Genomic DNA, 23,503 nt, shown 5'->3' with positions numbered 1-23,503 from the left:
CCATGTAGAAGACACTATGAATCAAGGCGTGATACCTAATATTTAGCATTTAGCGCCAAGGAGGCTGGCACATCATGTCCATCAAGCACGTATTCTCTACGATAAGTGAAACGATTCATACAAATGAAATTTCAACGGAACAGCTGCACGCAACCATACGTCGATATTGCTTGTCGATTACGAAATCCGGACATGATGCGGAGGATTTGGCTCAAGATACATGGCTCAAGGCGCTGCCCATTCTGGGGACACAAGGGCACAGCAACCCGGAAGCGCTTCTTCTGCGAATAGCAAAGACGACGTGGATCGATCAGACTAGACGGAAGGATGTCACCCTTAAGCTGCTGAAAAATCAATCCATGAGCGCTAATGGGGCCATAGTTGACAATGGCGACAGTCTCTTCGAGCTCGAGCAGCTGTTCCAAGCCTTGCTGAAGCATATGCCGCCCCTGCAAAGAACGGTGTTCATACTGCGCGATGTGTTTGATTACTCGACAAGCGAGACCGCACAATGGCTTCGTACGACCGAAGGTGCGGTCAAAGCAGCCTTGCATCGTGCACGTCACGCGCTGACGCGAGTGAAGCGCGAGCTGCTAAAAGATAAAATAGGCGAGTCCGGGAACAGCCAAACCGCAGCGGATAAGGATTTCATTCAAGCGCTGGCTAATGCCTATCAGTTGAGCGACATTGTGATGCTGATCGAGCTCATGCAACAGGAGCAGCTTGTACCGGCAATGGTATCGAGTATCATCGGCAATCGATTGTCTCACGCTAGCGGTCGAAGGCAGATTGCAAATCATGGAGTATATAGCTATGGCAGTGGAGCAGGCCTGCTTATGGTCGCTTAGTACGCAGTTTACAGCGAATACCGATTGACAACATCTCACTTGTCGTGTAAGATTTGAACTGTTGCTGTTCGGCAAACAATCGCATATCAATCGTATAACCTCACAGCTAATGAGCTGGAACAGGGTGAGGGTCTCTACTGGAAGCCTATACTTCCTAACTACGAATTTCGGTTAATCCCACGATTAAACCGTATTCGGAGTTAGGATTTTTTGTTTGCGTACAAAAGAAAAAGCAGCAGCTAGAAGGGAGCATCAACTACGCATGAAGTATTTATTATCAGTATTTTTAGGAGCCGCCAGCTATGGCATTTTATCCACCATCGTCGTTTATGCATACGGCCAAGGCTATGAGCTTGGCGAAGTCGTAGGCAGTCAATTGCTGATGGGGTTTATTCTTGCTTGCGGATTAGCATTATTTACGAAATGGAGGGAGCGTCTTCAGTCCAAACAAAGAAATGCGACAGAGAAGAAGACCTTCGTTTCACAGCTTACTTGGAAACAGCGTCTGCTGCTTATGGCAGCCGGCATGCCAACTGCCGTGACGGGGCTGTTGTATTACCAATCGCTGAAGCATATACCGGCTTCGCTTGCCATTATTCTGCTTTTCCAGTTCACATGGATCAGCATCGTTGCTCAAGCCGTTCGCCAGCGCAGACGGCCAAGCCGCCCTATGATGGTGGGTCTAATCGTATTGCTTATCGGTACGTTGCTGGCTGCCGGAATACTTGAACAAGGCATGTCCCAATTCAATATGATTGGCGTTATTCTGGGATTGCTGTCCGCAATCAGCTATTCGCTATTCATATGGTTTAGCGGCAAAGCCGTTCCTAGCGCGCACCCCGCGTATCGCAGCGCATGGATGCTGGCAGGCGCACTGACGCTTGTATTCGTCATTTTCCCGCCAGCTTTTCTATTCGATGGAACGTTGTGGGGAGGCTTGCTCGTCATCGGATTGATGCTCGGCTTGTTCGGCGCATTCATTCCCCCTGTGCTGTTCGCGGTAGGTGTTCCCAGAATCGGAGAAGGGATGGCCGGCATTCTAGGCGCATCCGAGCTACCTGTTGCGGTTATGATGTCAGCCTTCGTACTGAACGAGTACGTTAGTATGCTTCAATGGACGGGCGTTGCGACCGTCCTGATCGGAATTGCTTTGCCTGAACTGTTAAAGCGGAAGCGCGGCAAAGGGAGTAAGCAGGCCTATCACATCGCTTAATGTCATTAATTATAGCGAGTTCATTTGCAATCTCGAGATGAACTCGCTATAATGGGTTTACTTTACAGCCTGAGGGAGTCGAACGATATGTACAATTTACTTCTGTTCGCACAACTTCATCATCACAAGCTGCGTTAGCACTCCTGATCGAATATCAGGGCGGGCTAACGCATTTCGCGTTGGCCTCCCTGCGGCATAGCAACGCGCAGGACCAAGAGGTCCTGCGCGTTTTTTTGTTCTATTCAATTATCGAAGGGGATGAATGCTATGCAAAATGTAAAAGGCACGTACGATTATTTCGGAGCGGAGCAAATCACAAGACAACGTGTGCAGCGTACGCTTGAGAAATGGTTTGAGCGCTACGACTTTGATCCAATGGTGACACCGATGCTGAATGAGCAGTCGCTGCTGGCATCCAAATATGCTGGCGGCGATGAAATATTAAAGGAGATGTATCAGTTAAGCGACCAAGGAGGCAGATCGCTTGCGCTTCGGTATGATCTTACGATTCCATTCGCCAAGGTGGCAGCCCTGAATCCAGGGCTTACGCTACCTTTCAAACGATATGAAATCGGAAAAGTGTTCCGCGACGGACCAGTGAAGCGCGGACGACTGCGGGAATTTTTGCAATGCGACGCCGACGTTATCGGCACGAAAGGGGCAGAAGCAGAGGTCCAGCTCATGCAGCTTGCGGCGGACATATTTGCAGAACTGAATATCGATATCGAGATGCGATGGAATAACAGACGTTTTTTAAGCGAGCTGTTAGTTAAAGTCGGGGTTAGGGACATAAATGTCTCATCCATCATGCTTACTCTCGATAAAGCAGCCAAAATCGGCGCTGCAGGCGTTCAAGAGGAGCTTGCGGAGAAAGGGCTTGCACCTCTCGTTAGGCAAACGATAGGAAGCTGGTTAGAACGCGGCGACCTTACCTTCGAGGAGTTAGTCCGCACGAATGGGCTAGAGGAATCGATGGGAGCAAATGAGGTGAAAGCCTTGCAATCCATGATCACCGCAACGGGTTTAGGCGTGTTATGCCGATTCGACCCTTTCTTATCAAGGGGCTTATCTTTCTATACCGGAACCGTTTATGAAATATTCGATCGCACCGGTCAATATACGTCAAGTCTCGGAGGAGGTGGGCGATACGACGCGATTATCGGCAAACTCATCGGAAGAGATGACATTGATTATCCGGCTGTTGGCATATCGTTCGGCATGGAGCCCATTATGGCTATATTGACAGATAGGGGCTCCATTGAAGCCAGTCCTCCGATCTTGCTATTGCCTATCGGCGATACGTTGTCCTATGCGTTAGAAACGGCGGCTGCGCTTCGGCAAGCCGGGTTTAGAGTACGGGTTGACGGCAGCGGACGCAAGCTTCGCAAAGCATTGGCTTCGGCTGCAGCAAGCGGTATCCGTTACGTGCTGCTGCTTGGAGAAAACGAGAAGTCAACCGGCTCAGCAACGTTGAAGGATCTGGGTGCGATGACGGAAACGCAGAAAACCTTGGCGGAAGTGATCGCGTCGCTTGGTAAAGATTATTTATAAAAAATGCTTTCTCTTTCGCCATCCTATAAAATGGAAGTATACTATGGTTGTCGGGCCGACGAATCACTAGGAAAGGAGTTGATCTATTTTGTATCACAACCTTGAGGTGATTTCCGTCTAGCAATAGACGGAAATCATCCATAAACGGGAGGCCGAAAGGCCTCCCCCTATTTTTTGAAATACAGGAAAGCAATAACGATGAAACACCTAACAAAATAAATCTACAAATTTGAGAAATTTTTCTTGTAAGGTGAAAGTGCTTTCATTATAATCAATAAGTGCACGACACAAATTATGGAGATGAAAGGAGTCGAACAACATGCTGGGTGGTATGATGGTGGTTGCATATTAACTGAATATCTCCTAGTGCCGGAATCGTTCCGGTATCGATCTATGCTGCAAGGAAGCAGTGTTAGTCGAGCAAGCGGCAGAAGACTGCCGCGCAATTGGCATGTAGTATCCCGTTGCTGTGGAGGAATAACATCCACGGTTTTTTTTGTTCTAAAAAAAGCATTCCAAATACACGAAAGGAGGCAGTAAAGCTATGAAAAATGCAACAGCAGTAAAAATGAACAGTAACGCAAATACGACAAAATTGAACATGTTCGAGGAGGACGTTTATCGTGAACTACAAAAATGGGAGAGATGTGCTTCCCCCTAGCTTATTGAAGGAGCTTCAGAAATACATTCAAGGTGATCTGATCTATATCCCTAAACCATCGAATCAACGCATTGGCTGGGGCGAAGCAAGCGGAACGAGAAAGCTGCTCGCAGAGCGCAATGCCGAGATTTATTCTTTCTATACAAACGGCTGGACAGTTTCCGACCTAGAACGCAAATATCACCTATCCGGCGAGAGCATTCGCAAAATAATCGTAAAGGCTCGTTAATGAGCGCTTGCGAATGGGGGTGCTAAATTGTCGGTTTTAGAGAAATTACCAATTGCCATACAATCGAAGCTGAAGCACGAACCGTTGTTCAGCGGTAAAACGGATTTGCTGACCGATGGACATTTCGGCGAACAGTGGCTGACGATTACGGAACAGGAATTAATGCTTTGGAACGAAGCAGGCAAGCAACAGCTATCGATCGCGCTTAGTGATGTAACGGATGCACGCGCCGCAGGCGGCGTTGGCGGCGGTATGCTGATGATCGATACCAAGAAAGGGCCAGTCGTTGCCGCTCGGTATACGGCTGCCCTGACAACGGTGTTCAGCTTCGCCGCCAAGCTCATTGGCGCATTAGCCAAAGGAGAGGAACGTCCCGTCATCTCGGAGAAGGAGTTTCCAAGATATTGTCCGAAGTGCAATAATCCGCTCTCCGAGGGCACGCAAGTATGTCCTCTATGCAAAAGCAACAAAAAAGTAATATTACGCATGCTCAGTTATGCGCTGCCGTATAAACTTCAGATGGCAGCAGCCGGGTTCCTGCTCGTCATCACAACATTGGTAGAGCTTATCCCTCCTTACTTGACGAAAGTAATGATCGATGATGTTCTTCAGCCCAAAGACACCGGTTCTATGCTGTTGATGGTTGTCCTTGGGCTTGGCGTAACGGCATTGCTCATGACCGTCATGCAGACGGTACGAGGGCTAATCGGCGTATGGGTCGGCTCCAAATTGATGGGCGATTTACGCAAAGACGTATATAGTTCATTAATGCGGCTGTCATTAGCGTTCTTCGATCGAAGACAGACGTCTCAGTTCATCGGACGGGTGAACAGCGATTCCGAGGCCATGCGGCAATTCATGACCGACGGCGTCATTTGGGTAAGCGGGGAGTCGCTGCGCGTAATCGCAATCTTCATTATTATGTTCGGCCTCGATTGGAAGCTTACTTTGTATGCAATGCTGCCGATGCCGTTCATGGTTCTGGTGTCAATGAAGTTATGGCCGAAGATAGGTCGGCGGTGGTATCAGCAATGGCGAGCGATATTCAGACTGAACGTCCTGGTAGGCGATTCGTTGCAAGGTGTTCGAGTCGTGAAAGCATTCGGTCAAGAAAAGACGGAAATGTCCCGTTATGAGGTTGCAAACCGCGAGGTTGTGCGCCATAACATTAGAATTGAAGGTCTATGGCAAGGCATGTTCCCATTATTCTCATTCATTGCTGGCATCGGCACACTGCTCATTTGGTATAACGGCGGGCAATCTGTTATACATAATGAGCTTCAGCTCGGTACGCTAATGGCTTTGATCGCATACCTGACGATGCTATTCGGCCCGCTTCAATGGGTTAGCCAAATGATCAACTGGGCCAGCAATGCGCTTGCCGCAGCCGATCGGGTATTCGAGATTATGGATACACCTTCGGAAGTGCCGGATGTGAAGGATCCAGCCGTCATAGGAACGATTGAAGGCCATGTGCGCTTCGATAAAGTGACTTACGGTTATGAGAAGCATCATCCGGTCATTAAGGACATTAATTTAGATGTGGAAGCCGGAGAAATGATCGGGCTTGTCGGTCATTCCGGCGCAGGCAAATCTACGTTCATTAATATGATCTGCCGCTTCTACGATACGGATGAAGGATCAATTTCTATCGACGGAATCGATCTTCGCCGTTTAAGCCAGAGCGACCTGCGCAGGCAGATTGGCGTCGTGCTGCAGGAAACTTTCTTATTCGATGGTACGATTGCCGAGAACATCGCGTATTCCAAGCCAAATGCGACGCCGATTGAAATTATGCAAGCAGCGAAGATTGCCAATGCGCATGATTTCATCGTTCGATTGCCGGACGGCTACGATACGAGAGTCGGCGAGCGCGGACATCGCCTCTCCGGCGGCGAGAAGCAGCGTGTATCGATTGCGCGAGCGATCATTCATGATCCTCGCATCCTTATCCTGGACGAAGCGACGGCCTCTGTGGACACTGAGACGGAGCGTCAAATCCAGGAAGCGATCACGAGACTCATTAAAGGCAGAACAACATTTGCTATTGCCCACCGTCTTTCAACGCTTCGCAACGCGAACAGACTTGTCGTTCTGGAGCGAGGCAAGATCGTCGAGGTCGGCACCCATGAAGAGTTGCTCGACAAGAAGGGCGCCTATCATAAGCTCGTCGAAGCGCAGCAGGAGCTGTCGAAGATTAAGGGGGTTGAAGGCTGATGGACGACAAATACAGCATCAAAGTGTTCGACCCCGATAAGATCATTTTCAGCAGGGGAGGCGGCGGTGTCTTTCAAGGCATCGTTGAAGGGAAGCCGTATGAGGAGCTGGTCATTCACCGCTCCTTCCCTTTCCTGTTTACGACACGTTATATATCGGTAAGAGATGTGAAAGGCGACGAGCTTGGCATCATCGAAGACATAGAGAAACTCGATGACGAAAGCAAGAGGGAGCTTGAGCAGGAGCTGCGATACCGTTATTTTCTCCCATCCGTTACAAGAGTCGATAGCGTGAAGCAGAAATCCGACCTTTGGATATGGGAGCTTCAGACGAATCTCGGACCGACGGGCATGGCGATGCGCAACTTGCACGAGCATCTCCAGTTCCCGGGCGGCAATCGTGTCATACTGACCGATATCAACGGAAAGCGTTGCGAGATTGCCGATTGGCAGGCACTTGACACCCATAGCCGAAGTCAACTGACTGATGTGCTGTAAACGAATACGAGCGAGCTTACCGCAATATGCGGGCAGCTCGCTCGTTTCATTTTGCCTGCGCACGACTGTTAGTGCGATGTAACGACAGGAAGATGAATCGTCGTTCTCGGATATTTGTAATCGTTTCTATAGCAATTGGTGTCGTTATCATAGGAAGATTGAGAGAGACGATGCGAAACCTCAAAGATTGGCAGCTTCGGATTCACATGCAGCGTTGATTCGAAAAACGAACACTGCTCGAAGTTGAAATCCAGAGTGGAGATAATAATGATACAGTTCGTGAACGTGCAACTGACGAAGTTGAATCCGTCAAATTGTATCGTTTCGTCTTTGAAATTTTCATTCGCAATTGTTTTCATTGACAACGCTCCTATTCATAAGATGAGACAACATGATTAACATACTATCAGATTGTATGCGTGATGTTTGTCACTTATTGCTCTTCGAATGAATTATTTATCGACACGTTGCGATATGTCAGGCGGTCAATGAAAACGCAAGCGATGTGTAACACTCAGTAAGGATTATACATTAATCGTAGAGCCTTCTCCGCTGGTTTGGATAAGCGCCTTGCCGCCTTTGCCCATCCATTGCTTGCGCCAGCTGAACTGAATGACATACAGAATGATAAGCGCTGCAAGCGCGATTCCGCTGAGTACGAGGAAACCGGCCGTATATGCGCCTGACGATTGGTACAGCTTGCCCAAGATAAGCGGCAATACGTATCCGCCAATGCCGCCTGCAGCTCCGACGATACCCGTCATCAGGCCTAGTTCATTGCCGAAACGTTGCGGTACGAGTTGGAATACCGAACCATTCCCCATGCCAAGCGACATCATGCCGACGAATAAGAGAACGATAACGACAGGCAGCGGTGGAATCGTTGATATCGATGCCAGCATAAGTCCGGCGACAGCATAGAGCACCGTCAACATGCGCGTACCGCCGAATCGATCGGCTAAGTAACCGCCTACCGGTCTGAAGAAGCTGCCTGCGATAACACAGATTGTAGTGAAATCAGCCGCTTTGACTGGAGAGAGACCATATTGGGTATTGAAGAAGATCGTCAAATAGTTGGTAAGACCGACGAAACCGCCGAATGTAACACAATAGAATAAACAGAACACCCAAGCGTCGCGTTGCTTCAATAATGAACCGTATTGCGTCAGTTTCTTAGGTGCTGGACGGTTCGGGCTATTTTTGGCGAATATCGTAAAGAAGATAAATACAAGCACGATCGGGATAAGAGCTAAGCCGAATACAGCTTCCCAGCCTCCGAAGTGCTGTGCCAGACGATTAGCAAACAGCGTAGTGAAGATCGTACCGCTGTTGCCTGCCCCTGCAATCCCCATTGCAAGCCCTTGATGCTCCTTGGAATACCATTGACCGGCTAACGGAAGCGCAGCTGCGAACGAGGCGCCTGCAATCCCTAGCAGTAAAGCGACGATGTAAAGCTGATCTAACGAGTTAACGAACTGCCAGCCGAGCATGAGAGGGATGACCGTCAAAACCATACCAATCTGTGCAGTAAGCTTTGGACCGATATAATCGGTTAGGAAGCCGAGCACCAAGCGGAGAATTGAACCGCCTAGAATAGGAAGAGCGACGAGATTCGCTTTTTGCACAGGGTCCATCGGATAATCAGCAGCAATGATGACGCTAAGCGGGCCGATAAGAACCCAAATCATAAAGCTAATATCAAAATATAAAAATGAACTAAACAACGTTGGTTTGTGTCCGCTTTGCCAGAAACTTTTTTTCTCCATGCCTATCTCTCCCTTTATCTTCTCTTTTTTTTCCTCGCGTTTCGGTCCGGACCGACGCTTCAAACATGAAACCTAACATTTGCATTGCTGAAAAATGTATAAAAGCCGCACTTCACCCAGTTGAATAAAAGGGGCGAAACGCGGCTTCAATGCCAACGGAAACACGTCATTGTGCTTCCAGTCGTTTACGATATGTTCTTGCGATGTTCACAACTCGAATTATAAATGGGAGTCACCTTCATGTCAACATACTTAACATGTATTTTTTTTTTCTCTTCACTCGTTAAAATATGTTATGTATATTGACATAAGCTTAAAAATAACCTACTCTAAACATATGATAAGAGCTTTGCACAGCGTTGTGCCGGCTCACTCGGCAACGGTGCCTTTTTCCTGAATGACAGGGAGAGGGCATTTTCTGTTTATAAAACCATATACGCTAAGATAGGGGAGGATCATAATGGCAATCGTTAACGTTCAGCATCCGATGACAGCTTCCGTATCATTAGCTTCGATGAAACTGCTTGCTTGCGTGAAAGAACCTCCCATTGAAATGGTTTCATTAGAGGATGCGACAGCAAGAGTACTTGCGAATGACTTCGAAAGCATCGTCTCATTGCCTCCATTCCGGAGAGCGGCGATGGATGGGTATGCAGTCCAGGCAGCAGCTCTTCAAGGCGCGTCAAGGGAACGCCCCGTGGAGCTGCGTATTATAGATGAAGTGCGTGCCGGACATATAACGCAGCATGAGCAGCCAACCGATTCAATGCTTCATATAAATGATGCTGTTCGCATATTCACAGGGGCGCAAGTACCGGATGGTTATGATACAGTCGTCATCCAAGAAACGGCAATACCTCTCGAAGCGCGTAATGGATATCGTAGAATAAGACTCGATCGGCCATGCACGCTAGGTCAGCATATTGCAGAGAAAGGCGAAGACGTTCCTCAAGGTATGAAGCTGTTATATCGGGGTACTGAGCTGAGGGCCAAAGAAGTGGCCATTCTCGCATCTGTAGGGCAATGGGAGATTAATGTATACGAGCGCCCGAAGATAGCCGTTCTCCCCATTGGCGATGAATTGATCGCGCCGGGACGAGAGCTTAGCGGAGGCCAAATCTACGAATCTAACAGTTATATGATAGGAGCTCGCTTGAAAGAGCTTGGCGCTTCCGTCATCCGCTATCCGGTAGTGCCTGATTGTTTAGAGCAAATAGAGGCCGCGATTCAGGAGTGCCTCACGAAGGCCGATATTGTTGTCACGACCGGCGGAGTATCGGTAGGCGATTACGATTATGTGAAAGAAGCTGCGGAGAATATCGAAGCAGATGCGATTTTTACGAAAACGATTATGCGTCCCGGAACGCCGACCTCAGCCTTCCGACTTTCAAATCAATTGATTATATGCTTATCAGGCAATCCTTCCGCTTGCTTCGCAGGACTAGAGCTATTGCTTAAGCCAGTTGTACTCAAAGCAACCGGCAGAACCGAATACCGCACCAGCTGGATGGATGGCCGCTTAATGGATTCCATACTGAAGCCTTGCCCGTACCCAAGATATATAAGAGCATTCGTCTACCGTTCAGAGAAAGAATGGATGGTTGAGCCGCTGACGAACGATAAATCCGGCAACGTCGCGGCGTTCGCTAAAGCTAATGCGCTGGCTCTCATTCCGCCAGGCGGTACGGGGGCTATTATCGGCCAAGAAGTACAATGGGTATCGCTCACGATATAGAAAAAAATGTGCGAGTGGATGTGGACATAATGAGTAGAAAACAGCTTGTAGTTATCGGAAACGGCATGGCCGGTATCAAATGTGTCGAGGAAATATTGAATATTAACGCCGAACAATTCCAAATCACGGTGATCGGCAGCGAGAAACATCCGAATTACAATCGGATCTTATTGTCCAAAGTGCTGCAAGGAGACTCTTCAATTAATGATATTGTTATCAATGACTGGTCTTGGTATACGGAGCGAGGCATTAAGCTATATACAGGCGAGACCGCCACTCGCATACATCATGGTGATATACAGAGTGTAGAAACAGCATCCGGCCTGCGCATTCCATTCGATATACTTATTATAGCAACAGGCTCCTCAGCCTTTATCCCGCCGATTGTCGGCGTTAATAAACCTGGCGTCATCTCCTTCCGTAATATCGACGATTGCAAGACGATGATCGATTATGCGGGCAAATATCGCAAGGCGGCGGTCATCGGCGGCGGATTGCTAGGACTTGAAGCTGCAAGGGGACTTCTTAATCTCGGTATGGAAGCCACAGTCATTCATAATGCTCCTTATTTAATGAATCGCCAGCTTGATCGCGCATCAGCCGAACTTTTGCAGAAGGAATTGGAAGGTCAGGGCATGCGCTTCTGGCTTGGCAAGGAAACGGACAAAATTATCGGGCGAGACCGTGCGAAAGGCATTCGGTTCACGACGGGCCTCACCGTTGAAGCCGATCTTATCGTTCTTTCCGTAGGTATTCGGCCGAACATTGATCTCGCCAAACGAAGCGGCATCGATACGAATCGCGCGATTATGGTCGATGATTACATGCGGACTAATATCGCTAATATATATGCCGTAGGTGAGTGTGCGGAGCACAGAGGAATCGCCTATGGGCTGGTTGCCCCGCTATATGAGCAGGGCAAGGTGCTTGCCCGCACGATTTGCGACGAAGCAACGCCTCCTTATGAAGGGTCGATTCCTTATGCGCAGCTCAAAGTATCAGGTGTGCAGGTGTTCTCCGTAGGAGACATTCAAGAGGATAAAGCAGATACCGCAATCCAGCAATACGACGGTATTCATAACACCTACAAAAAAGTAACGATGCAATACGGAAGAGTATGCGGCGCTATTCTGTACGGCGATACCGATGAAGCGACCACTTTACTTAACCTCGTTAAGAAAAAAGCGCCTATCAGCGCTTTGAAAGCTGCAAGCAGTCAAGCGCAAGACGGAAGCTCGCCGATAGATGTCGAAGCAGAGAACATGGCGCCTCGCGAGACCGTATGCGCCTGCAACGCCGTTACGAAATCAGCGATTATGTGCGCGGTCTTAGATAACGGATTGAATACTGCGGAGCAAGTTCGCGATAAGACGAAAGCGTCCAGCTCCTGCGGGGGATGCCGACCGATGGTTAGCGCGGTCGTCCGATTCGCGCTTCGCAGCGGCAAAGAAGGAGCGCAAGCCGCGGAACCAGCTGTTTGCGGTTGTACGACAGTCAGCCATCAAGCGCTTAAGAGCGCCATCCAAAGCCATTCATTCACGAATGCTCAGTCGGTAAGGCTGGCACTGAATTGGGGCAAATTGAACGGCTGTCGTCTCTGCAATAATGCCATTGACTACTATATGAAGCTTAAACATCCGCAATCATTTACGTCCATTATGGGAGTAGAGAATCGTCTTACGATTCATGCCGCAAGCTCTGCAATAATGAGCCAAGGGGAGGGCTTCAACTCTGTTTGGCTTGGTGAAGCGCTGCGGTCGATGTGGTCGCAAGCTTTAATGCCTACACCGCTGAAAGCAGCTGTTTCCTCCGGCGTTAAGACGCCAATCGGTATCCTTGTTCAGGATATCGGCATAACCGGCTCACCTTCAGGATGGGAGCTTTATGCAGGCGGACATATGGAGCTACCCGTAAAGCAAGGACAATTGATCGGTATCGTGGAAAGCGACATAGATGCTTTGGAATTATCCGCCGCATGCATACAGCTGTATCGTGAGCGTGCGTATTACGGCGAATCGCTATGGAAGTGGCTCGAGCGTGACGGAATCGCAGATATTAGAGAATTACTGCTTGATCTGGAAGCGAGAAGAGAACTGTTCGATCTTGCGAATCGCCCTAATCTGCAACTTGAATCATCCGAGAGGAGAGGTGAAGTCAATGCCGCCGTTAGTCATTGAGTCAACAAACAGCGATAAACTGAACGTCATACAGACGCAATGTCCCTTCTGCAGTGTGCAATGCAAGATGCAAGTTACGATAACGGAACCAGCAGAGGGCTCGAACCGTTTATCCTATACGATTGAAGGAGTAGCCAATGCTGCTTCGGAAGGCCGCTTATGCGTAAAGGGTATGAATGCTCACCAGCATGCGACAAGCACGGAACGTTTGCTGCATCCTCTCATTAAGCGAGGCGGGCAGTTCGTCGAAGCGACATGGGAAGAAGCGCTGCGTACGATTCGCGATCAATTCCAAGCGACTAGCGAGAAGTACGGACCGGATGCTATTGGCGTCTATGGCGGCGGTTCATTAACGAATGAAACCTCCTATCTGCTCGGCAAGTTCGCCCGTATCGCATTAGGCACCAAATATATCGATTATAACGGCCGCTTCTGCATGTCGGCCGCTGCATCGGCAGGAACGAAAGTGTTCGGCGTTGACCGCGGACTCACATGTCGACTGGCGGATATTCCGCTGGCGCGCTGTATCATTCTTGCCGGTACGAACATCGCCGAATGCCAGCCAACGCTCATGCCTTATTTCACGAAGGCGAAGGAAAACGGCGCGACCATTATCGTTATTGATCCGCGTGTAACAGCGACGGCGGCGATTGCCGATATCCATCTTCAAGTAAAACCGGGGACAGATGCCGCCCTTGCCAATGGTTTGCTTAAAGCGCTTGAGGAAGAAGGGCTGTTGAACGAAAAATTTATTGTAGAGAAGACTAGCGGCTTCTATGAGCTTAAAAAACATCTGTCGACGATCCAGATCGAAGACATTGCTTCTTTAACGGGAATCAGCGAAGCCGATATTCGTAAGGCGGCTATTGCTTACGGTAAGGCAGACACGGGTATTGTTTTCACGGCAAGAGGGGTGGAGCAGCAGACTGACGGCCATATGGCTGTTCGCGGTTTCCTTAATCTCGTGCTGGCTACTGGCAAGATTGGCAAGCCTGGCTGCGGTTACGGAGCCGTGACGGGACAAGGGAATGGACAAGGCGGGCGTGAGCATGGACAGAAGAGTGATCAGTTGCCAGGTTATCGCTCTATTGAGAATGAACATGATCGAGCTTATGTGGCTAAGGTATGGGGAATTGAACCGGAGCGGTTGCCGCGCAAAGGCGTCTCTGCTTATGAGATGATGGAACTCGTCCATCAGGATGTCATTCGTTCGCTTTTCGTAATGGGCTCCAATCCCGTTGTCTCCAATCCGAATGCAACGCTAGTCGAGGATGGTCTTGCAAAATGCGATTTCCTCGTCGTCGCCGATATGTTCATGTCGGAGACTGCGCGTATGGCGGACGTTATTCTGCCTGTCACTTCCTATATCGAGAATACAGGTACACTCACCAATCTGGAAGGACGTGTGCTGCTCAGAGAATCGAACGTCGTGGCTCCGGGAAGCACGAAGCATGACTGGTCCATTCTGTGCGAGTTGGCATCCTTACTCGGGTATGAGAGCTACTTCCCGTTCCAAACGGCTGAGCAAATCTTTGAGGAGCTCCGATTAGCAAGCCGCGGCGGCCTGGCCGATTACTACGGCATTAATTACGATCGTTTACGTAGGGAAGGCGGCGTATACTGGCCTTGCCCTTCGCCTGACAAGCCAAGCGCTGGAATTATGTTCCAGAATTTCTTCGCTCATCCTGACGGCAGAGCCACGTTCACCGCAGTGGAGAGCAGGCAGCCGCATGAAACGCCATGCGAGCAATATCCGCTGACGATGACGAACGGCAGGGTGCTGTCGCATTATTTGACAGGCGTGCAGACTCGCCGCAGCAAGACATTAGCCGCTCGGAACATGGACAATTTTATCGAGATTCATCCGAAGACAGCAACGCAGTATTGGATCGAGGAAGGCGAATGGGTAGTCGTTCAATCAAAGCGGGGAAGCTTCACCGTACGAAGCCGAATTACTGATCAAATCCGCGAAGATACGGTGTTTGTACCGATGCACTGGGGCGGAGCGCAGAACGTTAATCGCGCAACAAGCCCGGAGCTTGATCCAAACTGCAAAATGCCCGGCTTCAAAACATCGACAGTATCAATCATGCCGTTAAGGCTCCAACAGGAATTGCAAGCTATCGACTAAATGCAATTATCACAGTGACATTCGTTAAGATCAATGATCCTAACGAATGTCACTTTTTTATTCTCTTAACCGACTTTCCTATCGAGTGATAAAGCGCTATATTAATAGATAGTCCTATTTTTGAGATACTGAAACTAGTGGAGTTGAATGGAGTGACAACGTTTTACCAATTGAATACGATTTTTATTAGCATGGTTATGGAGGCCATTCCATTCGTGCTCGTAGGTGTGCTTATATCCGGACTTATTCAAGCCTTCGTTAAAGAAAGCTTCATTTCAAGAATCATGCCCCGGAACCGTTTCCTTGCTGCCTTCGTCGGCTGTGGAATTGGACTTTTCTTTCCCTCATGCGAATGCGGTATCGTTCCGATCACGCGCAGACTGCTGAAGAAAGGGATGCCGCTCCATGCGGGGATTGCTTTCATGTTGACGGGTCCCATTCTGAATCCAATCGTTCTGTTCTCAACCTATATCGCCTTCGGCAACAGTTGGGAAATGGTCGGTATTCGCGCAGGCTTGGCCGCAGCAGTCGCTTTCTCAGTTGCGGTCATTTTATCCTATATGTTCAAAACGATACCTTTCAAACATACGAATCAGGATATTGTTCCTTCTGGAGCTCACATTCAAGGGACAGATGAAAAGAAGCGCATCCCTGTGCGAACGAAGCTATATGAGGTCATCGTCCATGCTATCGAGGAGTTTTTCTCTGTAGGCAAATATTTAGTTTTAGGTGCTTTCATTGCTGCCAGCATGCAGACGTTTGTTCCAACCTCTTACTTGCTTCACCTGGGCAGTAATCCGCTCACTTCGTCGCTTGTCATGATTGCGCTTGCCTTTCTTATTTCCTTATGCTCGGAAGCGGATGCTTTTATTGCAGCTTCATTCCGCAGCACGTTCACGGTTGGCTCGTTATCGGCATTTCTTGTATTCGGTCCTATGGTAGATATCAAAAATACGCTTATGCTGCTGGGAACATTCAGAACCAAGTTCGTTCTCGTATTGATTGGCCTGATCGTTTGCTTCACTCTAGCCGGTTCTTTAGTTGTTGGGAGGTTGTTTTAGATGGTTCGTTTTTTCATTTTAATCGGATTTTCCTTCATGTTCTTCATGCTGCATTATACAGGCGATATCAATAAATTTATCAATATGAAATATGCCTATTTGTCGATTAGCGCTATTGTTATTATGGGATTTCTTGGCGTAGTCGAATTTATTCGCGTCTCTCGTAAGCAAGTTGCCGAAGAGAAACGCGCTGAATCGGAAAATGAGTGTTGTACGGTGGATCATGACCATCATGACCATCATGATGACCACGATCACGGACATGATCATGGTCATTCACATGAACAGCCGAACAAGCTCAAACGATATCTTGGTTATGCCGTACTATTCGTACCAATCTTCACAGGACTGTTTTTGCCTGCATATGCGCTTGACTCCAGCTTTGTAAAAGCAAAAGGTTTCTCGTTTCCGACCTTTGAGCAGAATGTGGAGCTAAATCCCGGCAATCATCAATTCCTGAAGCCGGACTCCAGCATCTTTTACAATAAAGACAGCTACAAGGATGTCGCGCAGCGCGAGCGAGAGGAATTCATTAACCGTTCAATGATTAAACTGACGGATGCCGATTATTTGAAGGGGATGGAGGCTATCTACAATGATCCATCCGCTTTCATGAACAAAACAATCGGATTCGACGGTTTTGCCTTTAAGGGTGTTCAGGTCGATGGCAACCATTATTTTGTGTTCCGCTTTGGATTCATTCATTGCGTCGCCGATTCCGGCGTATTCGGCATGCTCGTGGAGTTTCCGAATGGCACGCAGCTTTCAGACGATGATTGGGTTCATGTGTCCGGCAAACTGAGCTGGGAGCTGTATCAGCCGTTCAAACAAACGATACCCGTGTTAAAAGTTTCGGAGTGGAATAAGATCGACACACCAAAAGACCCTTATGTATATCGGACTTAACCGTTAATTAATGCAGTTAAATTGTATTTTGATTAATGGCGCTAAATATCAAATTTCAACCACATAGCAAATTTATTAAGTTCCGAAAATATCACTTGACATGAGCAAAACCAATTCGTTATGATCGGAATTACAAATTGAGGCATTGACCAAAGACAACATTCCCATATACGGGCTGTCAGAGAGAGAAGCGATTGGTGTGAGCTTCTTCAGCTACGATTGTGGAATTACCGCTTTGCAGCCGTGTCCTGGAACTTCCGCTCGTTCATAAAGCGATTGGAACAGTATAGGTCACCGTCTTATCCCCGTTAAAGGATACCTAAGGATCATTCCGGCAATGAGCGCGCTCGCGAGGCGTTTGTTCGTCCGTATGGTCGAATGAGGGTGGAACCACGAGCTTGAACGCACTCGTCCCTTTCCGGGAGAGATGCGTTTTTTTGCGTTCAAAAAATAACAAACGAAGCGAATATGCAGAAATGGAGGCCAATCATGGAAATCAACGTCACAATGCCAGATCAAGCTATTAGGAGGTATCAGCAAGGCACGACCCTTGCAGCAATCGCAACTTCTATCTCATCAAGCGTGGGTAAAAACGCTGTCGCCGGCAAAATCGACGACAAGCTCGTTGATCTTAACCATCCGATTGTGCAAGACTGCAGACTCGAATTGATCATGCAAGACAGCAAGGATGGATTGGAAATATACCGTCACAGCACGGCTCATATTATGGCGCAAGCGATCAAACGTCTGTATGGCGATAAAGCTGTAAAGCTTGGGATCGGGCCGGTTATTGAAAGTGGCTTTTATTACGATATCGACATCGAGAAGCCGTTGTCTACTGACGATCTTGCGGCGATTGAAGCGGAGATGGCAAGCATCATACGAGAAGACTTGCCAATAGTTCGTCGTGTAGCGAATAGGGAAGAGGCAATAGCCTACTTCTCTAGCTTGGAAGAACCGCTAAAGCTGGAGCTTATTGACGGTTTGCCCAGCGATAGTGTCATTTCACTTTACTCGCAAGGTGAATTCGTAGATCTCTGCCGCGGTCCGCATCTGCCGTCGACAGGGAGAGTCAAGGCATTCAAGCTGCTTAGCGTTGCAGGCGCTTATTGGCGCGGCGATGCTCGCAACAAGATGCTGCAGCGCATCTATGGCACTGTTTTCCCGAAGAAGTCAGAGCTGGAGCAACATTTGCATTTGCTTGAAGAAGCGAAGAGACGTGATCATCGTAAACTCGGCAAGGAGCTAGGTTTGTTCATGTTCTCGGAAGAAGCGCCGGGGATGCCGTTTTATCTGCCCAACGGCATGATTATTCGCAATGAGCTGGAACAATTCGAGCGTGAGCTGCATCGAGAGCGTGAATATGAAGAGGTGCGTACGCCGCTAATGATGAACAATGCCTTGTGGGAGATGTCCGGACATTACGACCATTATAAAGACAATATGTATTTCACGAATGTTGATGACATTAAATATGCGCTGAAGCCGATGAACTGTCCAGGCCACATGCTGATCTACAGGAACAACTTGCATTCTTACCGGGAGCTGCCGATAAGGCTTGCCGAATATGGCCAGGTGCATAGGCATGAAGCTTCCGGCGCGCTTGGCGGCATGATGCGCGTTCGCACGTTCTGCCAGGATGATGCGCATCTGTTCGTCCTTCCGGAGCAGATTGAGGAAGAGATTAAACGTGTCATTTCGCTTATCGACCATATGTATAAGGTGTTCGAATTCGACTACTCGATAGAGCTTTCGACGCGCCCCGACGATTCGATGGGTTCTGATGAATTGTGGCAGCGGGCTGAGTCTTCTCTGCAGCAGGTACTCGAAAACAGCGGACTCCCGTATCGGATCAACGAGGGGGATGGCGCATTTTATGGACCGAAGATTGACTTCCACATTCACGATGCACTGAAGCGCAGCTGGCAATGCGGGACGGTACAACTCGATTTCCAAATGCCTGAGAAATTCGACCTTTCCTATATCGGCGCGGATAATCAGAAGCATCGTCCCGTCGTTATTCATAGAGCCGTCTATGGCTCGCTAGATCGATTCATCGGCATATTAACGGAGCATTACGCGGGCAGCTTCCCGCTATGGTTGGCACCCGTGCAAGCTAAGCTGCTGCCTGTATCCGACAATGAAATCGATTATGCGTTTGAAGTGAAGCAGCAGCTCGAAGCTGCTGGTATCCGCGTCCAAGTCGATATTCGTTCGGAGAAGCTTGGATTCAAGGTTCGCGAGGCTCAACTAGAGAAAGTCCCGTATATAATTGTGCTAGGCCGAAACGAGAGAGAATCGAGGATGCTGTCTGTCAGAAGTCGAGGAGTGAACGAGTTGGAGACAATGGAAGCAACTTCGCTTATTGAGGAGCTTCAATCCGAGATTCGGAGCAAACGGAGTTAACCGCAAAAGTAGACTAAATAAAACCAGGGCTGATGCATTTGCTGCATCAGCCCTGGCATAACTTTTACTCGTTCTTCTCAGTACCTGTATAGATGAAGATTGCATCCCGAAGGAATACAGCCGCACCTGGCTGATCCTTATCGTAATACGCGGTGAAGCGCTCGTCATCGACATACATTTGTGCAACGCCGGCATGGGCTTCCTTGCTGTACTTATCCCAATAGAACATCAGCCATCTGCGATGCATGTCGGCCGTCTTCTGAGCAAGCTCTCCAGTTGGATCGCCTGTTGCAAGTGCCGCGGCAAGCGTCGTGTGAATTTCGGCAGCGAGCTGCTCCAGCTCGGCATGCTGTTGCTCTGACATACCCTTGACTTTCCGATTCGATTGATTTACTTGCTCATCTCCATACTTGGCACGAATCTCTTCACCATATTGCTGCTCATTATCGTCAACCAGCTTTTGCTTAAAAGCTTCGAATTTTTGCTTGTCGGTCATCGTAATCTTCCCTTCTCTTTGGGCTAACGTCAGGTCGACGGTTTCGATAAGCCGATCCAAGTGCTCGCGTTTCTCCAGCAGCTGTTGGCGGTGCTCCTTCAGCGCATGCTCAGCATTAAAGTCTTTCGAGGTCAACAAATCTTTAATCGACTCCAGACTAACGCCAAGCTCGCGATAAAATAATATTTGCTGAAGCAGATCGACCTCTTGCTTTCCATAGATCCGATATCCCGATGAGTTGATTCTGGCCGGCTTCAGAAGATCAATCTCATCGTAATAACGCAGCGTCCGCGTGCTGATTCCGGCAAGCTGGGCGAGCTTTTGAACGGTATATTCCATCTTCATTCCTCCTGACAAAACTAATCCTACACCTTTACGTTCCGTCAATGTCAACCGATATTTTTCACACCTAAGCCACAAATCAATAAAAAATGTTTGATATTTTTCAAAATACGTTGTAGGATATTCTTCCTTGTCCGTCGAAAGTAAAGGGATAAGATTTATAAACTAGATAACCTACAAGGGAGTGGACCGCTTTGTTTTTGCATTTCCTGCAAACGAATGAGCATAAGGAAGCGTTTTTGGAATTAGCCCATGTGGTTGCCAACGCCGACGGCTTCGTTAACCGTAGAGAAAAGGAATATTTGCGAACGTATTTGGGTGAGATGGACATGCATTCCAACAAGCTGCAATCCATAAAGGCAAGACCGCTTGCCGATATTATCGGCGGCTTGAAAGACGAACCGATTAAGAACATTTTTTTCGCTGAAATATTGCTGCTTATTTTCGCAGACGGCGACTATAATGATGAAGAGAAACAAATCGTCAGAGACATGCAGCAGTTATTCGGCTTCTCGGACGAAACGTATGAATCATTCAAAAACTGGGTCATTCGCGTCGATCAGCTTAAGGTCGAAGGCATGAAGCTTATTTTGAATCCGACTCAGCTTAAGCAATAGCATACACAACATCACAAACCACCGCCATCAGCTTTAACAACGCGGTGGTTTTTGACACTTTTGAAGGAGCGTAAGCATGAAGCTGGAAAGACTTATATCGATGGTGTATATGCTGTTGAACAACGAGATTGTATCCGCCTCGTCGCTAGCAGACAAATATAACGTATCGCAACGGACGATTTACCGAGACATTGACACGATCTGCGCGGCAGGTATCCCAGTTGTATCGTATCAAGGCGTGAACGGCGGGTTTGGCATCATTGATACGTATAAAATGGACAAAAGCTTGCTTGGCTCGCATGATGTGGGCTCGCTAGTGACGATTCTACATACAATGTCTACCGTGTTCGACGACGACAAGGCGCAGGATACGATTAATAAGCTGCAGACGCTCCAAACCGAGTCTGGAATGCCGAGCCTGTCGATGGATATCGGCTCGCAGCGAGCTTATAACGGTAGTCTTCGATTGATTCGCAATGCGATTAAGGAACAAAAAGTGATTCAGTTCGAATATATTAATGCCAAGAGCGAAAGAGCGAAACGAGATGTTGAACCGGTCAGCCTGCTGTTCAAATATGATTCCTGGTACTTGTTCGGCTATTGCAGAACGCGCAGCGATTATCGTGAATTCAAGCTGTCGCGAATCGCGGAGCTGAAGGCGCTGGGGGAGTATTTCGCTCGCAAACATGAAGCACCCTCAACCGATGAAAGTAGGCAGTGGTATAATCGTACAGAAACGATATACGAGCAAGCTTTGCTGCACTTCAAGGTCGAGACGCTCGCCAGAGCGCTAGACTTCTTCTATAACGCGGACAAAACGTATAAGGAAGACGGCTCGCTTATCATCGATCTGCGCTATCCCTCGAATCGGGGCGAACGTTGGCTGATTCCAATTCTGCTTAGCTTCGGCGACGGAGTAGAGGTCCTGCAGCCTGCGGAACTCCGAAAGCAGATGAAAAATAAAATAGAAAATATGTTCCTTTTATATCCCGAAGTATGACAATCAGTTGTCATACTTTTTTGTTTACACTTAACCCAAGACAAACAACCAACGGAACCTAAAGGAGTGTATGGTAACTAATGAAGCAATTATCAAAAAGAAATGTATTGCTAGTCATGGCCGGTTTGCTGCTCAGCATTCTGATGGCTTCCATGGACAATACGATCGTCGCTACGGCGATGGGTAATATCGTAGGAGAACTGGGCGGTATGGACAAATTCGTATGGGTAACGTCTGCCTATATGGTCGCTGAGATGGCGGGTATGCCGATCTTCGGCAAGCTGTCGGATATGTACGGGCGTAAACGTTTCTTTGTATTCGGCATCATCGTGTTCATGATTGGCTCAGCGCTATGCGGAACGGCAGGTTCGATTACCGAGCTTGCGATCTACAGAGCCATTCAAGGCATTGGCGGCGGCGCGCTGATACCGATCGCTTTCACGATCTTGCTTGATGCCGTCCCGCTTGAGAAGAGAGGAAGTCTCATGGGCCTATTCGGCGCCGTATTCGGCTTATCAAGTATATTCGGTCCGCTGCTAGGCGCTTATATTACCGATCACATTTCTTGGCAATGGATCTTCTACATTAATCTGCCCCTTGGCGCAGTCGCATTCGCGCTTGTTGCCTTCAATTACAAAGAATCGCATGAGCATTCGAAGCAACCGATCGATTGGCTAGGGGCGGCTACGCTGCTTGGCGCTATCGTTTGCCTCATCTTCGCACTTGAGCTTGGCGGCAAAACATTCGCTTGGAGCTCATGGGAGATCATTGGATTGTTCGCGGGCTTCACTTTACTTACGATTGCATTCATCTTGGCGGAAAGGAAAGCAGAAGAGCCTATAATTTCATTCAAATTATTCAAGAACAGACTGTATACAACGAGCATCCTTACCGCTTTGTTCAGCGGCGCAGCCTTCATCGTCGCGTCGGTCTATATCCCGATCTTCATTCAAGGCGTACTTGGCGGCACGGCAACGAACTCGGGTCTCGTCTTGTTGCCGATGATGATCGGCACGGTCATTACCGCTACGCTTGGAGGCATGCTTATCTCGAAAATGTCCTATCGAAGCGTCATTGTTCCGACTCTCGCTTTACTCGGCATAGGAACGGCTCTCGTCACGACGCTAACTCCCGAATCATCGAGACTTCTCGTGACATTCTATATGGTATTGATCGGTCTGGGCATTGGGGCAACATTCTCGGTGCTAAGCACAACTGCCATTCACGGTTTATCCTACCGCCAACGCGGATCGGCGAGCGCAACGCTTAATTTCCTGCGATCACTTGGCATGACGCTTGGCATCACTGTGTTCGGTTTAATACAGAGCCATTCGTTCTCGAACAAAATGAGCAGTTTGGCAGGAGATGGTGCATCTACGGGCGCACTGCTGCCGGAAGGGCTTAACTTCGAAGATACGCATGCGCTGCTTGCTCCGGAGACGAGACAGCTGTTTCCAAGCGAGCTGCTCGAGACGATTACAAATATGCTGTCCGATTCTATCGTCAGCACATTCGCATGGGCCATCATTCCTGCGGGCATGTCCTTGATTGCCGCTTCGTTCATGGGGCGGGCTAAGCTGGATGCGAGCGCAGAATCGGCTGACAAAGCTGGAGCATCCGATGCAGGAACCTATTCAAGCGCGCACTAGC

At 48.6% G+C, this 23,503-nt stretch carries 18 protein-coding genes; 15 read left to right on the top strand and 3 right to left on the bottom strand.

Annotated features, from left to right (window positions below; all coding sequences use genetic code 11):
* The first annotated feature begins 74 nt into the window (after positions 1 to 74).
* The 6 genes from V8F51_RS16165 (at position 75) to V8F51_RS16140 (ending at position 7,216) form a co-directional block, all read left to right on the top strand.
* Positions 75 to 848, top strand: a complete 774-nt coding sequence (locus V8F51_RS16165) for an RNA polymerase sigma factor (RefSeq protein WP_337101322.1) — start codon at positions 75 to 77, stop codon at positions 846 to 848.
* A 262-nt stretch (positions 849 to 1,110) separates the two neighbouring features.
* Positions 1,111 to 2,061: an EamA family transporter gene (locus V8F51_RS16160; RefSeq protein WP_337101321.1), complete on the top strand. Its 951-nt coding sequence runs from the start codon at positions 1,111 to 1,113 to the stop codon at positions 2,059 to 2,061.
* A 267-nt stretch (positions 2,062 to 2,328) separates the two neighbouring features.
* Positions 2,329 to 3,612: a histidine--tRNA ligase gene (gene hisS / locus V8F51_RS16155; RefSeq protein ID WP_337101320.1), complete on the top strand. Its 1,284-nt coding sequence runs from the start codon at positions 2,329 to 2,331 to the stop codon at positions 3,610 to 3,612.
* 623 nt (positions 3,613 to 4,235) lie between these two features.
* Entirely contained in the window at positions 4,236 to 4,502 is a 267-nt protein-coding gene (locus tag V8F51_RS16150; RefSeq protein WP_337101319.1) for a CD3324 family protein, read from the top strand.
* 27 nt (positions 4,503 to 4,529) lie between these two features.
* A complete protein-coding gene (locus V8F51_RS16145) occupies positions 4,530 to 6,719 on the top strand; it encodes an ABC transporter ATP-binding protein (RefSeq protein ID WP_337101318.1) in 2,190 nt (729 codons plus the stop codon).
* Complete coding sequence (locus tag V8F51_RS16140) at positions 6,719 to 7,216, top strand: DUF1854 domain-containing protein (protein ID WP_337101317.1); 498 nt, start codon at positions 6,719 to 6,721, stop codon at positions 7,214 to 7,216. Before V8F51_RS16145 ends, V8F51_RS16140 begins: the two co-directional genes overlap by 1 nt.
* A 68-nt stretch (positions 7,217 to 7,284) precedes the next feature.
* On the opposite strand, the gene V8F51_RS16135 is transcribed toward V8F51_RS16140, so the two are convergent.
* Positions 7,285 to 7,575 carry a hypothetical protein gene (locus V8F51_RS16135; protein ID WP_337101316.1) on the bottom strand — a complete coding sequence of 97 codons (291 nt, stop codon included), beginning with the start codon at positions 7,573 to 7,575 and terminating at the stop codon, positions 7,285 to 7,287.
* A gap of 165 nt (positions 7,576 to 7,740) precedes the next feature.
* Positions 7,741 to 8,982: a nitrate/nitrite transporter gene (locus V8F51_RS16130; protein WP_337101315.1), complete on the bottom strand. Its 1,242-nt coding sequence runs from the start codon at positions 8,980 to 8,982 to the stop codon at positions 7,741 to 7,743.
* Between the two features lie 460 nt (positions 8,983 to 9,442).
* Here V8F51_RS16130 and V8F51_RS16125 point away from each other — a divergent pair, with 460 nt between their 5' ends.
* From V8F51_RS16125 to thrS, 6 genes are all read left to right on the top strand, one after another.
* Positions 9,443 to 10,717, top strand: coding sequence for a molybdopterin molybdotransferase MoeA (locus V8F51_RS16125; protein ID WP_337101314.1), 1,275 nt, complete (start codon positions 9,443 to 9,445; stop codon positions 10,715 to 10,717).
* A 29-nt stretch (positions 10,718 to 10,746) separates the two neighbouring features.
* A complete protein-coding gene (gene nirB / locus V8F51_RS16120) occupies positions 10,747 to 12,894 on the top strand; it encodes a nitrite reductase large subunit NirB (protein WP_337101313.1) in 2,148 nt (715 codons plus the stop codon).
* Positions 12,875 to 15,025 carry an assimilatory nitrate reductase catalytic subunit NasC gene (gene nasC, locus V8F51_RS16115; RefSeq protein ID WP_337101312.1) on the top strand — a complete coding sequence of 717 codons (2,151 nt, stop codon included), beginning with the start codon at positions 12,875 to 12,877 and terminating at the stop codon, positions 15,023 to 15,025. Before nirB ends, nasC begins: the two co-directional genes overlap by 20 nt.
* A gap of 143 nt (positions 15,026 to 15,168) precedes the next feature.
* Positions 15,169 to 16,086, top strand: coding sequence for a permease (locus V8F51_RS16110; protein WP_337101311.1), 918 nt, complete (start codon positions 15,169 to 15,171; stop codon positions 16,084 to 16,086).
* Entirely contained in the window at positions 16,087 to 16,992 is a 906-nt protein-coding gene (locus V8F51_RS16105) for a TIGR03943 family putative permease subunit (RefSeq protein WP_337101310.1), read from the top strand. It begins immediately after the preceding gene.
* 489 nt (positions 16,993 to 17,481) lie between these two features.
* Positions 17,482 to 19,398 (top strand): threonine--tRNA ligase, encoded by a 1,917-nt coding sequence (gene thrS, locus V8F51_RS16100; protein ID WP_337101309.1) that lies wholly within the window; start codon positions 17,482 to 17,484, stop codon positions 19,396 to 19,398.
* A 64-nt stretch (positions 19,399 to 19,462) separates the two neighbouring features.
* On the opposite strand, the gene V8F51_RS16095 is transcribed toward thrS, so the two are convergent.
* Positions 19,463 to 20,233, bottom strand: a complete 771-nt coding sequence (locus tag V8F51_RS16095; RefSeq protein WP_337101308.1) for a MerR family transcriptional regulator — start codon at positions 20,231 to 20,233, stop codon at positions 19,463 to 19,465.
* Positions 20,234 to 20,430: 197 nt separating this feature from the next.
* On the opposite strand from V8F51_RS16095, the gene V8F51_RS16090 reads away from it, so the two are divergent.
* From V8F51_RS16090 to V8F51_RS16080, 3 genes are all read left to right on the top strand, one after another.
* Positions 20,431 to 20,853 carry a tellurite resistance TerB family protein gene (locus tag V8F51_RS16090; protein ID WP_337101307.1) on the top strand — a complete coding sequence of 141 codons (423 nt, stop codon included), beginning with the start codon at positions 20,431 to 20,433 and terminating at the stop codon, positions 20,851 to 20,853.
* 76 nt (positions 20,854 to 20,929) lie between these two features.
* Positions 20,930 to 21,853 (top strand): helix-turn-helix transcriptional regulator, encoded by a 924-nt coding sequence (locus V8F51_RS16085; RefSeq protein WP_337101306.1) that lies wholly within the window; start codon positions 20,930 to 20,932, stop codon positions 21,851 to 21,853.
* Between the two features lie 80 nt (positions 21,854 to 21,933).
* The gene (locus tag V8F51_RS16080; RefSeq protein WP_337101305.1) at positions 21,934 to 23,502 is read left to right on the top strand and encodes an MDR family MFS transporter; all 1,569 of its coding nucleotides are present in this window, start codon (positions 21,934 to 21,936) and stop codon (positions 23,500 to 23,502) included.
* Position 23,503 lies beyond the last annotated feature (1 nt).

Source organism: Paenibacillus sp. YIM B09110 (genome assembly GCF_037167145.1).
In the GTDB taxonomy this organism is placed as follows: domain Bacteria; phylum Bacillota; class Bacilli; order Paenibacillales; family Paenibacillaceae; genus Pristimantibacillus.
Note: the sequence above shows the minus strand (reverse complement) of the source record. Positions and strands in the feature narration are given on the sequence as shown.